A 14,957-nucleotide genomic window follows, 5' to 3' on the forward strand; every position below is an offset into this window, starting at 1 on the left:
TCAGATCGCTGGACGCCGGTTCCGAGTGAGGGATGAGAGACTTGGTGAGCATTAGATAGGCACCGGGCCGCCTCCGGCAACCGTACCGTCAGGCTACTGGGACTAGGCTACTGGGACACTTGGTCGGTGACCTCGCGAACGGCGTTCAGGCCGACGCTGGCCTCTTCCGAATGACCGGTCCGCTGGACGGCCCGGAAGACCTGCTCGGCATCCTTGTAGCGGCCGAGATTGAAATAGGACCAGCCGCGAATCAGCAGCAGATCGTTCTGCTCCGGCACGAGCCGCGCCCGCTCGCTCAGGGCGAGCAGGGTTTCGACGTAGCGCTTGTCGCGATAGGCTGCCAGCGCCCGCTGCGTCAGAATCGACGCTCCGAGCTCCACCTGGCGCGACCGGGTCTGCGGCGCCTCGGCGGCCGCGACGGCGGCCTCGGAGGTCAGGTTCTTGCGCAGATAGGCCAGGGACTTGCCGTAGGCCGCCTCTTCGCGGGCTCGGGTGCTGCCGGTGGCGATCGCCTGGTCGAAGGCAGCAACGGCCTCCATGGGCCGGTTGATCTCCATGAGGCACCAGCCCCGGGTGAGAGCCGCGTCGCCGGAGAGACCGGCGGGATTGCGCGTCATCGCGCAGCTACGCCCCAGGACGGAGCGGGCCCGGGTCTGGCGGAGCCGCACCCCTTCCTCTGTCCGGGCGAGGGGCTGTTCGACCTCGACGCGCTCCACGGTCACCTGACGGGGAACGGCACCGTCCGCCCTGGCGGGAGGCGCGACACTCATCTCAACCTGGGGACGAACCGGAGCGGATCGCCGCCCTGAGCCGGAATTGGTGCCGTCCGCGAGAGCGGCGATGCGTTCTGAACGGTTCCGCCATTGGGCGACGACGGCGTTGAACGCCGCGCGCTCGTTCAGGCGCTGCGTCGACAGGGCAAGCCCATAGGCCGAGGGTTCGTCCTCGGGCTTCCAGCCGAGAGCCGTGCGGAACCAGTCCCGCGCGGTCCGGATCTGCTCCGTGTTGTAGGAATACCAGCCCAGCGCCTGGGCTCCATCCGGGAAGCGCTCTGCCGTCACGACCCGCACGATCCGGGTGACCACCTGGGCATCGAGCCGCGGCGGCGGATCCTGGCTGAGGAGTGCCGTGGCGATGTCCAGGTAGATCTTCATGTTCTCGGGAGCGCGCTCGCGCCACTCATAGGCGAAGGCCTCGGCGTCCGTGAGCCGTTCGAGCGCCCGCAGGGACATGGCATAGCCTTCGGCCGCCTTGGCACCGCCGTTGCGGTCGAGGGCCGTCTTGAACAACTCGAGGGCCCGTGCCGGATTGCCATGATGGTAGTTGTACCAGCCGAGAGTCAGCACGGGGCCGGCCTCATTGGTGTTCCGGATCAGCCGCTCGACTGCTGCGAGGTCCTCCGCGGATGCGGTCATCTTACTGTCGAGGGAAGCGCGTTCGACTCTGCGGCGGGCCATCTCGTCGCGGATGGAGCTGAAATCGTCCGGGGTGTCGCCGGTCCGGCGCTCGAACTGGAGGAGATCGGAGACCTGCTGTTCGGGCAGAAGAGTGAGGGCCTTCTGCAGCGTCGCGAGCCGTTCGGCCGGGTTGGCGCAGTTCGTCAGGAGATAGGTGTAGACATCCCGGGTCCGGGTGGGCTGATCCGTCCGGGCGAAGGCCTCGGCCACGCGCCAGAGCACATCCACGTTCGTGCAGGTGAGCAGAGTGGGGGATTCGGTCGCCACCGACAGCACGGTCTGCCATTGGCCGGAATCGGACGCATTCACCAGGCGGCGACGCGCCTCCACGGTTTCAAGGGCCGTGACCAGTTCCTCCGGGGGCTTCCAGTTCGGTTCTGAGGCCTGGCGCTCGGCGATTGCGGCGCGAACTTCGGCAATCCGGTCCTCGCGGTAGAGGTTCCACAGGCGCTCGATGATCGGATCGGGCGGAGCGCTGCCGCCGCCTGCCGATAGCTGCGACAGGTCGCTGGGCGGCGTCCAGTTGGGATAAAGCGCGCGAAGCCGGGCGATCTCCGCATTCACCCGGCGCGTATCACCCTGTGATGCGAAGTAGCGAAGGGCTGATTCATCGACCTGCGGCTGCGAGCCATTGGCGGAGGGAGACTCGGCCGGTGGCGTTCCGGCGGGCGGCTGGGAACCGCCGGGGCCGGTCTGCTGCGCAATCGCTGCAAATCCCAGGATCAGGATCGCAGTCGTTATGGCGCTGCCGACGAGACGCATTGCGGATATTTCTCACCCAGCAGGGATTTCGCCAAAAGATACAGGGTGGACGGATAATAGAGGCTCGGCTCGAAGGTTCTCAGCGCTGCCGGAACGGATGTTCCGTCGAGCGCACAGGCCAGAGCAGCGGCAAGGAGGGCGTAACCCTGGTCCGTCAGCCGTTCCCGGATCTGTCCGGTCACCACGTTGACCACGGCAACCCCTTCGTTCTCCGCAGACCAGCGCTGCTTGAGAGCCCTCAGCCACTCCAAATCAGTCATCCCTGCTCTCAACAGGTAAAGCGGTATCCTTAAGGAGTTGTAACCGAACTCGGGCGGGAAGCCGTCGGCCGGCTTCGGCTGCAATCCGTTCTGGAGGGAAAGCCAGTCCGCCGGAAGCCGCACGCGGCCGGAAGTTGCCTGCTGAAGAAGCAGGACTCCATCGCGCCAGACGCGGTTCCATTCGTATTCCGGCGCGAGCGCCGCCATCACGGGAAAAGTCTCGAAGACCCAGTAGGAGAGGTTGACCACCGGGCCGTCAGGGCGATCGCCGGCGCCGAAGCCCTCCGCGCCGGGCAGGAGAATGAGGGAGCGGCCGCTGCGGCCGAAAGTGTTCTTTCCGACCGCCCTGGCGAGCTTCTGCGCGGCGGCGGTGTAACGGGGCTCCTGCCAGACTTCCCCGGCCTTTGCCAGCGCATAGGCGATGAGAAGATCACCGTCGGTGGCGTTGTTGCGGTCGGTCACCTTGGGCTTTGCGCCGGGATCCCACTTCCACACCGCCAGACCATCGTCCCGGATCAGGAGTTCGGTGAAAGTGAAGCTCCAGATCTGCTCGAAGGAGCGCCGGTCGGAAGCCGCCAGGGCGAGGAGGAGGCCGTATCCCTGCCCCTCGCTGTGGCTGATATGGCCGTTGGCCGTGTCGACAACACGGCCGCTGTCCTCGATGAAACGGGAGCGGTAGGCCTCCCACTCAGCCGACGAGAGGGTGCCCGCGATCTTCAGCGGCTGCACGGAGAGGTTTTGGGAGGATGCCATCGATCCCAGGACGAGGGAGAGCATGGCGAGGAGCCATGGCAGGAGCCGTGCAGGGCGCAGCCCGCAGCGCATCATGAGCGCCGTCCCAGCCGACTCAGGAGCAGGGCGGTGGCGATCCCGAGGAACGTGCAGCATGCCAGCATGACGAGAGCATATTGGAGAATGTTGGCCGACATCCAGTTCGCCGCGACGAGGCGAAGATTCGTCAGCGAAGGCGGCTGGGTCTGCACGAAGCGATAATCGTTGATGGGCTCGACCTGGAGCTTCATCTCCCTCGGATCCAAAGCGACGGCGCGTCCCGAGACCTGAGACCAGAGCGTGGGGTTGGCCAGACGGGCCATCTCGTCCGCCAGGGCACGATCCGTGCGGGCCGTCACCAGGGTCCAGACGCCGGATCCCTCGCTGCGGCTCTGCGCCATCAGCAGGGAGGCTCGCTGCGGCGGCTCGTAAGGCGCATCGGTGCGCTCCTCCAGCCGCAACGACGAGAGCGAGAGGCTGAAGGTCTTCTCCAGCCAATCCTGCACGGCGCCTATCGTCTGCTGAATGATGCCGCGGCGCTGGAACGTGTCCGACCAGCGCCGGCGGACCTCGTCGGTCGAGGCCGTGGTCGCACGGTCGGGCGATGCCTGGCTCAACGGCATGGTGAAATCCGCGCTTGCCGTCTGCGACGCTCCTTTGTTGTCTGTGACCGGCGTCGAGGGCCAGATCATGCGCAGATGCTCCGTGACCCTGACGCGGTTGAGCATGCCGGCCGGAATCTGGTCGACGGCGCCGATGAACAGAACGGATTCATCGTCGGCCGAGGCCGCATTGGCGAATTGCGCCTGCACCGGCTGGCCGGCGTTGCGCGCCATACGGGCCAGAAGGGTACCGGCGGCGGACAGGTTCAGCGGATCGGGGCGCGCGAGAACGACGGTCGTGGGGAGGTCTTCATCCGAGAAACGGCCGGCCCCGAGAACCGCCAGATCGGGCTGGCGTCCGATCCGGCCGAATTTTGGAAACTCGAGGTTGGTGGTGTCGAACAGCACGAAGCGGTTCGTCTCGGAAAGCGTTTCTCCCGGTGCGCAGCGTGCGTCCGCGTCCGTCATCAGGGCCGCCTCGAAAGTGATGCGGTTAAGGCCTGATTTGAAATTTTTCAGCGGGACCCGGACGGTATGCCGCCGGACGATGTCGCCCTGGGTGGTGATCGTCATCTGCGTGCTGATCTGGCCGTTGACGAACACATTCACATGGCTGCCGGGACGGACCGCCGACGTATAGGCCGCATCGAGATGCAGGATCGCTTCGCCGTACTCGGTGGCATAGAAGTCCGATGGAAGATTGATGGCAAGATCGGCTTTCAGCCGCCGGCCCGAAAACTCCTGCGTCGGCACGCCCAGATCGGCAAAGCGGAAGGACTGATCGCCGAAGGCTGTCGGAACCTCGGGCCAGTGCCAGGAGGCCGTATCGATCATTCCGCGCTCGGCATTGAGAGGATTGAGGGAATGAGCCCTGACGATCCCGATGGCGGTGTCGAGATCCTGCCAGGTCGGACCTGCGACCACCAGGGTCGAGCCAATGGAGCCCGGCTCCTGCATCATCATGGTCAGAGGCTGTATCATGGCGGCGTCCGGAATGCCGGGCACGAGACCGCGCAACTCGCCGGCAAGACCCATGGCGACCTTGATCGTCCCGACGGGCGAGGGGCCCGGATCCGATTCCATGACCTGGATCACGGGATGGGCATAGCGTCCGCGCAGGGCAACCGTCTGCACGAGGCGTAAGAGCCGGTCCCGCATTTCCGGCCTGTAGATCTTGGGTGCAACCACCCGGATCGTCGTGACGCCCGCGTTGTCGACACCGACGGCCGGCAGATCGTCCAGGGCGCGCAGGGTCTTGGTCGTACCCTCGGCGAAGATGAGGCGCGTAGATGCCGAATCCACGTCTGTCCAGAGCTCATAGGTTGCCCCGATGGTGCAGTCCGTCCGATGGCGCTGAAGGGCTTCCATGCGGATGATGTTCTGCCCCTGACGGAGAAGCCCGGGTCGGATCGACGCCGCCACGCGCTTGATGTCGTTCGCCGAGGAGATCGGCGTGTCGAGTACGGATTCCCCATTGATCGCGATCCTCAGGCGCGAGCCCTCGGGCATGACCACGACCGCGTTCTTGTAGCCCATGGACAGGGTGGCGCCGCTCGCCGCCTCGTCTTGAGTGAGATGGAAGGTCCAGGATTTGGCGTCTGTCTCACCCTCCAAACGGAGCATCTCGAACGGAAGGATCGGCCGCTCGATGCGCGCAACGTTGCGCGCCGCCGGAGTGCCGCCGGCGACCGGCGCCCGCGCAGACGTAGGAGCGTTTCCAGCCGCTCCTGCAGAGGGAGCTGCATTGCGCGGTCCCATGCTGAAGGGCGCGGCTGTGCTGGCCGGTGGCACCGTCTGCAGATCGGTCGGACGTGGTGCCGGTGCTGCAGCCGGCGGCGAGCCGGGCTGGCGCATGTCGAAGGGTGCGGCAGGCGCTGCCTGACTTGGCGCAGGAGCAGGGCCTGTCTGTGGCCCGCCCGACCCTCCAGGTGCCATGTTGAATGGCGTCGCTTGGGCGAGTGCGCTCGGTGCGCCGATCGCTTGCAGGCCCAGCAGGAGGGGGATCAGAACGCGGCGCACGACACACCTCTACTTGACGGCTGCGGCTACGGACGGAGCCGGAGGGGAGGAACTGCCGATCCGCTGCAGACCCAGGAAGTACGAGAGGCCCCGGCCGGTCTGATAGAACGCCACCATGAAGAACCAGAGCGTTCCGCGCAGCACGCCGATGTCGTAGTGCCTGTTCTTCTGAAATTCGCTCCATTGATCCGCATTGGCAAAGACAAGGTCCGCAATCATCTTCCGGTGCTCGGCCTTCTCGATCATGAAGCGGCATCCCAGCAGCAGCCCGTTGTCGTCCATGCCGACCTTGCGGATCTCCACCGGCAGATGCTGGATCGGGAGGTTGGCGAAAGGCTGGAACTCGAGGGTGCCTGCGGCTCCCTTCTTCAGCCTGGGCTCGACCGAGGGGGGCACATGAAGTCGTGCGCCGCCGACCGACACGTCCCGCAGCACGGCATCGATGACCTCGTCACCCATGACGAAGCGGCAGGGGCGCTCGACCCGAACCCGGTGGCTCTGGCGGCGCGTTGCGCGCTCCGACACGACGCCGAGGGCGCAGCCCGCAATGATCAGGTTGAGGATGTTCCAGGCTCCCGTGACGAGGGTCAGGTCGGCCTTGTAGGGTTCCGCCCACACCCGCACGCCCGTCGCCACGACTCCGAGGAGCAGGATGCCGAAGATGATGAAATAGGGCGTTCCCAATTCCGACACCCGGCTCTCGTCCATGGTCTCGTTCTTCGACGTGACCTTGAAGGTGGGCTTGCTCGGATTGGCGATCACCGACAGGACGGCGGGCAGAAGATAGATCGTCTGGACATATTCGTAGAGATCCGAAATCCACGGCCAGCGATAGCGGCCATAGAGATAATTCTGCATCATGAAGTTCACCATCATGTAGGTGAACGTATAGGCGAAGAACTCGCCTCCCGATGCTGTGAAGATTTCCAGCGAGAAGAACAGATAGCAGAGCGGCGAAACGAGAAAGCAGAACCGCGAGAACGGGAACAGCCAGAACATGCTGCTCGACATGTAGCACAGGCGCTGCGACAGCCTTAAGCCCCGCTTGAAGGGTGGAAACTTGTAGCGGATGATCTGCATCATGCCCTGGGCCCAGCGCGAGCGCTGGCCGATGAAGCTGGCGAAGCTGTCCGGCTGAAGGCCGGCGATCAGGGGCTTGTCCACATAGGCGCTCGTCCAGCCCCGGGAATGGAGTTCGAGGGCGGTCTCGCAATCTTCCGTGATGCTGACGCCGCTGAAGCCGTTGGTCTCCTGCAAGGCCTCGCGCCGGAGCACGGCGGCCGAACCGCAGAAGAAGGAGGCATCCCATTTGTCGAGGCCACGCTGGATGACGCCGTAGAACATCTCGTTCTCTGACGGCATGGTCTGGAACGTGCCGAGGTTTCGCTCGAGCGGATCGGGATTGATGAAGAAATGGGGCGTCTGGACCAGAAACAGGTTCTTGTCCGCGGTGAAATAGCCGACGGTCTCGGTCAGGAAGTTCCGGGCCGGGGCATGATCGGCGTCGAATACGGCGACCAGATCGCCCGTGGAGTGCTCAAGGCCATTGTTCAGATTGCCGGCCTTGGCGTGCAGGTTGCGGGCGCGGGTCAGGTAGCGGACGTCGAGTGCCGCGCACAGGGCCTGCAGCTCCGCACGGCGTTCCCGGGCCTGCTGGGAGGCGATGGCATTCTGAGAACTGCATTTCTCGTCGGTGCCGCCATCGTCCAGAAGCCAGACCGTGAGCTTGTCCTCCGGATAGGTCATCGCCTTGGCGGCCGCAAGCGTGGTGGCCAGAAGCTCGGCACCCTCGTTGTAGCTTGGGACGAAGACATCGACCGTGGGCAGGTTATGCGGGTCGATTTGGGGTGCCTTGCGCGAGGGCATCGGGCTGGAGACCACGAAGAGGCTCAAGAATAGCATCATGACGCTATACATCTCGGCCAGATACAGCAGGAAGCCGGGGATGAAGTTCGCCACTTCGGTGATCGGCGGGATGGTGCTGGTGGTCCGCCAGAAGACATAGCGCAGGACGATGGCGGTGCCCAAGGCCAGGGCAATCTGGCGCCAGATGCCTTGAGCCCGAAAGAATTTGATGATGATCATGCAGGCCACGACGGTAAGGCCTGCTACGAGATGTGCCTGAAGGCTGATGGGGAGAACGACAAGCGAGACAATCAGGATCGCCGCCACTGCCCAAAGGGCCACGATAAGACCTGCTCGCATCTGTCGGGATTCTCGGCTTGAGTGTTCGCGTGAGAGATTGCACGCTTAGTTCAACACTGAGGATAGGTCTATTAATATATCTCTATCGTTGCTTAGGCCTATTGTCACATCGGTAAATAAATCGATATGTGATGTAATAACATAAGATACAGTAAACTTGATTTTTACTCGCCGGGTGGGGGCGGCACTATGGGATAGCCCCCCAGCGGGGCTGTATTCTGCGGTGTCGTTGGCCCAGAGGGTGAAGGCTCGACCGTGTCCTTGTCGACGAAGCGCCTGGGTGTCTCAGTGGGGACGGCCATGCGCCGGCGGATCACGGTGGCATCCTCCCGCCTGTCGAGCCCCAGCGGGTACATGGGCGCATCGACCTGTCCGAAACCGGCCGGAGGTGATGGCGGATCACCATAGGGGTTCCAGGATTCCTGGCGATAGTAAGCCGCGATCGTGTAGCCGTACATGACCCGCAGGAGCTGATCGACGGTGGCATCGGCATCGCACAGGCGCAGGCGCACCGAAACTGCTCCGCCCGGAACCAGGATGGCGGGCTTGTCGGGTTCAATCTGCTGCCAGGCATAGAGGCAAAGGTCGCCTGAGGCGGAGCGCCCGGTGGCAAAGCCGAAGGGCCCGAACTTGTTCTGAACGTAGACCAGGGAGGTCTGCATCTCGACCCCAGGGATCCGCTCCTCCATCTCCCTCTCGATCCGGTCCGGCGTGAGAGGAGGCAGAGAGAGCGTCTCCGGAAGCTCCATGTTGCTCGCGGTGTTGTTGAGCAGGCTCACGTAGAAGGCATTCTGCCCACTCGTCAGCGAAGCGGTCGACAGGGCGATCTCCTGTGAGATCCCGTTCTGGTAGGCCTGCTGCAGAACCGCCACGATGGAGGGCCCTCCCGGAGGAGGGACGATGACGGCACGGGTTGCAGGAACCTCGGAATTCAGGCTCGCATAGCCAAGATCGGAGCGGCCTGCGCAGGCGGTGACGCTCATGAGAATCGTTGCGGCGGTGAGCCACTTCAGGAACCTGCCAGGCCCGCCTGCATGCCAGTGGTCACAGGCAATGCATGCCTCAGACGCCGTAGCGCCGAAGTGCATCTGATTCCTGGACATGGAAGAGATCATAAGGAACGTGAAAACTCTGGTGGTCAGCCGAGGCAGCCTGGCCCGCCGCAGGGACGGAGCCCTGGAGCGGATGGGACATTCGGCCGGATGTTTAATCAGCTATGACCATTCATGGTTAACGAATAGTAAGCCTCAGCGGATGTGCGGATTTTGATCCGGGTTCAAAAAGACTTCACCTTGACCTCCCTGCCGGACAGCATACAAACGGCACGCCGCCCTCAGGAACGATTGGCTCAGGATTGCGGCCGGATCTCCCGATGACATTGCTTGGTCCGTCCCCTGAAGCGGGCAGGCCGATTGCCCGGATCCGGACCTTGGGCCGGTTTGAAGAAAGCCTTTTTCGATGAAATCCGCCTTTCTGCGCAATGCGCTCGTTCTCGGCATGCTCTCAGCCGTCGGGCCTTTTGCCATCGACATGTACCTGCCTGCTTTTCCGGCCATCGCCCGGGAGTTTCAGGTCGATGTGAGCGGCGTGCAGATGAGCCTCATGAGCTTCTTTCTGGCGGTCGCCCTTTGCCAGAGCGTCTACGGGCCGCTCTCGGACCGGTTCGGGCGCAAGCCGCCGCTCTATGCCGGACTGGGATTGTTCGCGCTGGCAAGCATCGGCTGCAGCTTCGCGCCGAACGTCGAGACCCTCATCGCGTTCCGTTTCCTGCAAGGGGTTGGCTCCTGCGCGGCCATGGTGATCCCGCGGGCAATCATTCGCGATCTGCATACCGGACATGAGGCGGCCCGGCTGATGGCCACCAGCATGCTGGTCTTCAGCGTCTCCCCGATTCTGGCGCCGCTGGCCGGAAGCGCCCTGACGGCATTCTTCAGCTGGCGCGTGATCTTCTGGGCCATTGCCCTCATCGGACTGGGCGGCCTGGCCGTCGTGCTTTTCCTCCTGCCCGAAACTCACAAGTCGGATCAGGGCAAGGGCGGCATCGCTCAGGCCTTCCAGACCTATAAGAGCCTGTTGAAGGACCGGCGCTTTCTCGGCCTCACCTTCATCGGCGGCTTCAGCCAGGCGAGCTTCTTCGCCTATCTCGCCGGCTCCTCCGTCATCTTTATCGAGCATTTCGGCATGACGCCTTCGACCTACAGCATGGTCTTCGCGTCGAATGCCATCGCGTTCATCGGCAGCGCCCAGTTCAACAGCACCCTCATGCGCCGCTTTGGTGCCGAGCGGGTGGTGCGCATCGCGATCTCTTGCTTCGCCAGCCTCGTGACGCTGCTCTTCCTGCTGACCGTCTCCGGCGTCGACAATGTGTTCGTCCTGTGGGGGCTCCTGTTCGTGTCGTTCGGCTGCCTCGGCTTCGTCATTCCTTCCACGGCGGTGCTGGCCCTCGAGGAACATGGTCCCGTTGCGGGAACAGCTTCAGCGCTCATGGGCACCCTGCAGCTTGGCACGGGTGCCGTGATCATCGCGCTGGTTAGTGCTCTCTATGACGGCACGTCCGTCTCAATGGTCAGCGCGATCTTCTTCTGCGCCCTGGTGGCCCTCACTTTGAGCTTCAGGACCATGAAGCCGAAGCGGATCTATCCCTGACGGGTCTGGTCCAGGATCCAGTCGCGGAAGGAGCGCAGCAACGGCGTCTCCGCCTTGTGCTCCGGATAGACCAGGTAATAGGCGCCGCCGCTGACGAGACTGTTCGGAAAGAGGATTTCCAGGCGGCCTGAGGCTAGTTCATCATCGATCAGGAAATGTGGGATGAGAGCGGCCCCCAGGCCCGCAGCCGCCGCCTGGGCCACCATGGCGAATTGCTCGAAGCGCGGGCCGCGGAGCGGGTTGCTCACCTCTACCCCAACGCTGGCGAACCACTCCGCCCAGGCGGTGGGGCGCGTGCTCTGCTGCAGCAGGGTGGCCCGGGTCAGGTCCTGCGGTGAACGCAGGTTCTCGCGCTCCCGATAGGCCGGGCTGCAGACGGGGACCGCTTCTTCCGTCCGCAGCAACTCGCACACCGCTCCAGGCCAGTGCGGCTCGCCGAAATGGATCGCCGCATCGAAGGGCTCAGTGGAGAAATCGAACGGCACGAGCCGCACGCCGAAATTCACTGTCGCGCCCGGATGCTGGGCGAAGAAGCTGGGAATGCGCGGAATGAGCCAGCGGGTCCCGAAGGTCGGCAGGGTTGCGAGGTTGAGCACGCCGGTCGTGCCGGACAGCGCGATGGCCTGATGGGTTGCGTCGGATAGCTCAGAGAGGGTGCTGCGCACCTGGGACGCATACAGGCGCCCCACATCCGTGAGCACCACCCGCTGCCGGGATCGGCTGAACAGGGACACGCCGAGCGATTCCTCCAACTGCTGGATCTGGCGCGACACGGCGCTCTGCGTCAGGTTCAGCTCCTCGGCGGCTCGTGACACGCTGCCATGGCGGGCCGTGGCCTCGAAGGCCAGGAGATTGCCCACATTGGGCAGAAAGCCGCGACGAAACACCCGTTCATTCCGATTGAGAATAACCTGCTGCGAAGATGTCGATTTACTTTTAGCCTGTCCAGCGCGATTTTGCCGCTCAAATTCAATGGGTTTGCTTGGCCTGGCGCCGGCGCCCGCTCCATCATGGGAAGGATGATCATCATGGCCGGTGCTCAACAGGAACTCGCGAAGCTCAAGTGGGACGATCCGCTCCTCCTCGATGAGCTTCTGACCGACGACGAGCGCATGATCCGCGATACGGCCCGCGCCTATGCCCAGGATAAGCTCCTGCCCCGCGTGATCGAGGCTTATCGCGAGGAGAAGACGGATCGTGCCATCTTCAACGAGATGGGCGAACTCGGCCTCCTGGGCGTGACCCTGCCGGAGGATTACGGCTGCGCCGGTGCGTCCTACGTGGCCTACGGCCTCGTGGCCCGCGAGGTGGAGCGGGTCGATTCCGGTTACCGCTCCATGATGAGCGTGCAGTCCTCCCTGGTGATGTACCCGATCTATGCCTACGGCTCCGAGGAGCAGCGCCGCAAGTACCTGCCCAAGCTCGCCTCCGGTGAGTATGTGGGCTGCTTCGGCCTGACCGAACCGGATGCGGGCTCGGATCCGGCCGGCATGAAGACCCGCGCCGTGAAGACCGATGGCGGCTATCGCCTCACGGGCTCCAAGATGTGGATCTCCAACTCCCCCATTGCGGACGTTTTCGTGGTCTGGGCGAAGTCCGAGGCTCATGACAACCAGATTCGCGGCTTCGTGCTGGAGAAAGGCATGAAGGGGCTCTCGGCGCCGAAGATCGGCGGCAAGCTCAGCTTACGCGCCTCTATCACCGGCGAGATCGTCATGGACAATGTCGAGGTGGGCGAGGACGCTCTGCTACCGAACGTGCAGGGCCTGAAGGGTCCCTTCGGCTGCCTCAACCGCGCGCGCTACGGCATCTCGTGGGGATCCATGGGGGCTGCCGAGGATTGCTGGCACCGGGCGCGTCAGTACACCCTCGACCGCAAGCAGTTCGACCGGCCGCTTGCCGCGACCCAGCTCGTGCAGAAGAAGCTTGCCGACATGATGACCGAGATCACCCTGGGCCTCCATGCAAGCTTGCGCGTCGGCCGCCTCTTCGACGAGGGTCGCGTTGCGCCGGAAATGATCTCGCTGGTCAAGCGCAACAATTGCGGCAAGGCCCTGGATATCGCCCGCATCGCCCGCGACATGCATGGTGGCAACGGCATCCAGGAAGAGTACCACGTGATGCGCCATGCGCAGAACCTGGAGACCGTGAACACCTATGAGGGCACCCATGACGTGCATGCCCTCATCCTGGGCCGCGCCCAGACCGGTCTGCAGGCATTCTTCTAGGAGAGGGTAAGCACATGGCGCTTCGGATCACCCTGGCAGGATCGACCGGCTGGGTCGGCAAAGCCCTCGTGGCGGCAATTGCGGCTTCTGACGATCTCGTGCTCGCAGGCGCCGTCAGCCGCAGCGCGGCGGGGCAGGATGCGGGCGAGGCCGCGGGCTTTTCCCGCCTGGGTGTTCCAATCAGCGCAACCCTCGAAGAGGCGCTGCGCGAGCCGTCCGATGTGGTGATCGACTATACCAAGCCCGGCGCCGTGAAGGCTCACACTCTCACGGCCCTGGCTCAGGGCAGGCACGTGGTCGTCGGCACCTCGGGGCTGGGTTCCGAAGATTACGCCGAGATCGATGCGCAGGCGCTGAAAGCGGGGCGCGGCGTGCTCGCGGCCGGCAATTTCTCGATCACCGCGACGCTTCTGCGCCGCTTCGCTCTCGAGGCGGCCCGCTATGTGCCGGATATCGAGGTTATCGACTACGCGTCGGCCAAGAAGCCGGACACACCATCGGGCACCGCCCGCGAGTTGGCCGAGCTCTTAAGCGAGGCGCGCCAGCCTGCCACCTCGAAGCCCGTGAATGAGCTGACCGGCGTTCGTGAAACCCGCGGCGGTGCTCTGGGCGCCAAGGAGCCGGTGCAGGTCCATTCCCTGCGCATGCCCTCCTTTGTCCTGTCCTGCGAAGCCGTGTTCGGGGCCGACAACGAGCGCCTCGTGATCCGTCACGATGCAGGTTCGTCGGCGGCTCCCTATGTGGCCGGCACCCTGCTGGCCGCCCGTCGCGTCGGTTCGTTCACCGGCCTGCGGCGCGGCCTCGACACCATCATGGATTGATCCGCATGAAACCGCTCGAAGGCCTCAAAGTCCTCGAACTGGCGCGCATCCTCGCGGGTCCCTGGGTCGGCCAGTTGCTCGCCGATCTCGGCGCGGATGTGGTGAAGGTCGAGCGGCCGGGTGCGGGCGACGATACGCGCGGATGGGGGCCTCCCTTCGTGGAGGCGGACGATGGCGGTGATCTCTCGGCGGCCTATTTCCATTCCTGCAACCGCGGCAAGCGCTCCATTGCGGCGGATTTCGAGACCCCTGAGGGACAGGAGCTTGTCCGCAAGCTCGCAGCCCATGCGGATGTCGTGATCGAGAACTTCAAGGTCGGCGGCCTGAAGAAATACGGTCTCGACTATGAGAGCCTGAAGGCCGTCAATCCGCGCCTCGTCTACTGCTCGATCACGGGCTTCGGCCAGAACGGGCCTTATGCGTCCCGCGCCGGCTACGACTTCATGATCCAGGGCATGGGCGGGATCATGGACTTGACGGGTGATCCGGACGGCGAGCCGCAGAAGATCGGCGTGGCCTATGTGGACATCTTCACGGGCGTCTATTCGGTCGTCGGCATCCTGGCGGCCCTTCGCCAGCGCGATGCTACAGGGGAAGGGGCGCATCTCGACATGGCGCTCCTCGACGTGCAGACGAGCGTGCTGGCCAACCAGGCCATGAACTATCTGGCCTCCGGAAAATCACCTCGCCGGATGGGCAACGCCCATCCCAACATCGTGCCGTATCAGGTTTTCCCGGTCACGGACGGTCACGTGATCGTGGCAGTGGGCAATGATGGGCAGTTCGCCCGCTTCGTCTCCGTGCTGGGCAAGCCCGAGCTGGCACAGGACGAGCGTTTTAGGAGCAATGCGGGCCGAGTGGGCAAGCGGGCTGAGCTCGTGCCGATCCTGACCGAGCTCACCCTGAAAACCACCCGCGAGGCGCTGCTGGCGGCACTCGAGAAACAGGGAGTCCCGGCCGGTCCCATCAACACGGTGGCCGATGTCTTCTCCGATCCGCAGGTGATCGCCCGCGGTATGAGAATCGATCTTCCTGCCTCCGTGGCCAAGGGCGGGGCGATTCCATCCGTCCGCTCGCCCATCGTGATGAACGGGAAGCCGATGGCGGCCGATCGGCCTTCTCCCCGGCTCGGCGAGCACACGGATGAGGTGCTGAGCGACCCGTCCTGGATGGCCTGAACCCGGAT

At 64.3% G+C, this 14,957-nt stretch carries 10 protein-coding genes; 4 read left to right on the forward strand and 6 right to left on the reverse strand.

Going from position 1 to position 14,957, the window contains the following annotated elements; translation table 11 throughout:
• Positions 1-107 precede the first annotated feature (107 nt).
• From FHR70_RS16675 to bcsN, 5 genes are all read right to left on the reverse strand, one after another.
• Entirely contained in the window at positions 108-2,219 is a 2,112-nt protein-coding gene (locus tag FHR70_RS16675; RefSeq protein WP_183452185.1) for a tetratricopeptide repeat protein, read from the reverse strand.
• Positions 2,195-3,304, reverse strand: a complete 1,110-nt coding sequence (locus FHR70_RS16680; RefSeq protein ID WP_183452514.1) for a family 8 glycosyl hydrolase — start codon at positions 3,302-3,304, stop codon at positions 2,195-2,197. The genes FHR70_RS16675 and FHR70_RS16680 overlap by 25 nt, the downstream gene beginning before the upstream one ends.
• Entirely contained in the window at positions 3,304-5,871 is a 2,568-nt protein-coding gene (locus FHR70_RS16685; RefSeq protein WP_183452187.1) for a cellulose biosynthesis cyclic di-GMP-binding regulatory protein BcsB, read from the reverse strand. Before FHR70_RS16685 ends, FHR70_RS16680 begins: the two co-directional genes overlap by 1 nt.
• Positions 5,872-5,880: 9 nt before the next feature.
• Positions 5,881-8,076, reverse strand: coding sequence for a UDP-forming cellulose synthase catalytic subunit (gene bcsA, locus FHR70_RS16690; RefSeq protein ID WP_183452189.1), 2,196 nt, complete (start codon positions 8,074-8,076; stop codon positions 5,881-5,883).
• Between the two features lie 164 nt (positions 8,077-8,240).
• Positions 8,241-9,179: a cellulose biosynthesis protein BcsN gene (gene bcsN, locus FHR70_RS16695; RefSeq protein ID WP_183452191.1), complete on the reverse strand. Its 939-nt coding sequence runs from the start codon at positions 9,177-9,179 to the stop codon at positions 8,241-8,243.
• A gap of 355 nt (positions 9,180-9,534) precedes the next feature.
• On the opposite strand from bcsN, the gene FHR70_RS16700 reads away from it, so the two are divergent.
• The gene (locus FHR70_RS16700; RefSeq protein WP_183452193.1) at positions 9,535-10,722 is read left to right on the forward strand and encodes a multidrug effflux MFS transporter; all 1,188 of its coding nucleotides are present in this window, start codon (positions 9,535-9,537) and stop codon (positions 10,720-10,722) included.
• Here the strand turns inward: FHR70_RS16700 and FHR70_RS16705 are convergent.
• Positions 10,713-11,609 carry a transcriptional regulator GcvA gene (locus tag FHR70_RS16705; RefSeq protein WP_183452195.1) on the reverse strand — a complete coding sequence of 299 codons (897 nt, stop codon included), beginning with the start codon at positions 11,607-11,609 and terminating at the stop codon, positions 10,713-10,715. The two genes, FHR70_RS16700 and FHR70_RS16705, sit on opposite strands and share 10 nt — an antisense overlap.
• Before the next feature lie 141 nt (positions 11,610-11,750).
• Between FHR70_RS16705 and FHR70_RS16710 the strand changes: the two genes are divergently transcribed.
• Genes FHR70_RS16710 through FHR70_RS16720 form a run of 3 tightly spaced genes read left to right on the forward strand, consistent with a single transcriptional unit; the run spans position 11,751 to position 14,949 of the window.
• The gene (locus tag FHR70_RS16710; RefSeq protein WP_183452196.1) at positions 11,751-12,950 is read left to right on the forward strand and encodes an acyl-CoA dehydrogenase; all 1,200 of its coding nucleotides are present in this window, start codon (positions 11,751-11,753) and stop codon (positions 12,948-12,950) included.
• A 14-nt stretch (positions 12,951-12,964) separates the two neighbouring features.
• Positions 12,965-13,771, forward strand: coding sequence for a 4-hydroxy-tetrahydrodipicolinate reductase (gene dapB, locus FHR70_RS16715; RefSeq protein ID WP_183452198.1), 807 nt, complete (start codon positions 12,965-12,967; stop codon positions 13,769-13,771).
• A 5-nt stretch (positions 13,772-13,776) separates the two neighbouring features.
• Positions 13,777-14,949 (forward strand): CaiB/BaiF CoA transferase family protein, encoded by a 1,173-nt coding sequence (locus FHR70_RS16720; RefSeq protein ID WP_183452200.1) that lies wholly within the window; start codon positions 13,777-13,779, stop codon positions 14,947-14,949.
• The last annotated feature ends 8 nt before the right edge of the window (positions 14,950-14,957 follow it).

The sequence above is a fragment of the Microvirga lupini genome (assembly GCF_014191055.1).
Classification (GTDB): domain Bacteria; phylum Pseudomonadota; class Alphaproteobacteria; order Rhizobiales; family Beijerinckiaceae; genus Microvirga; species Microvirga lupini_A.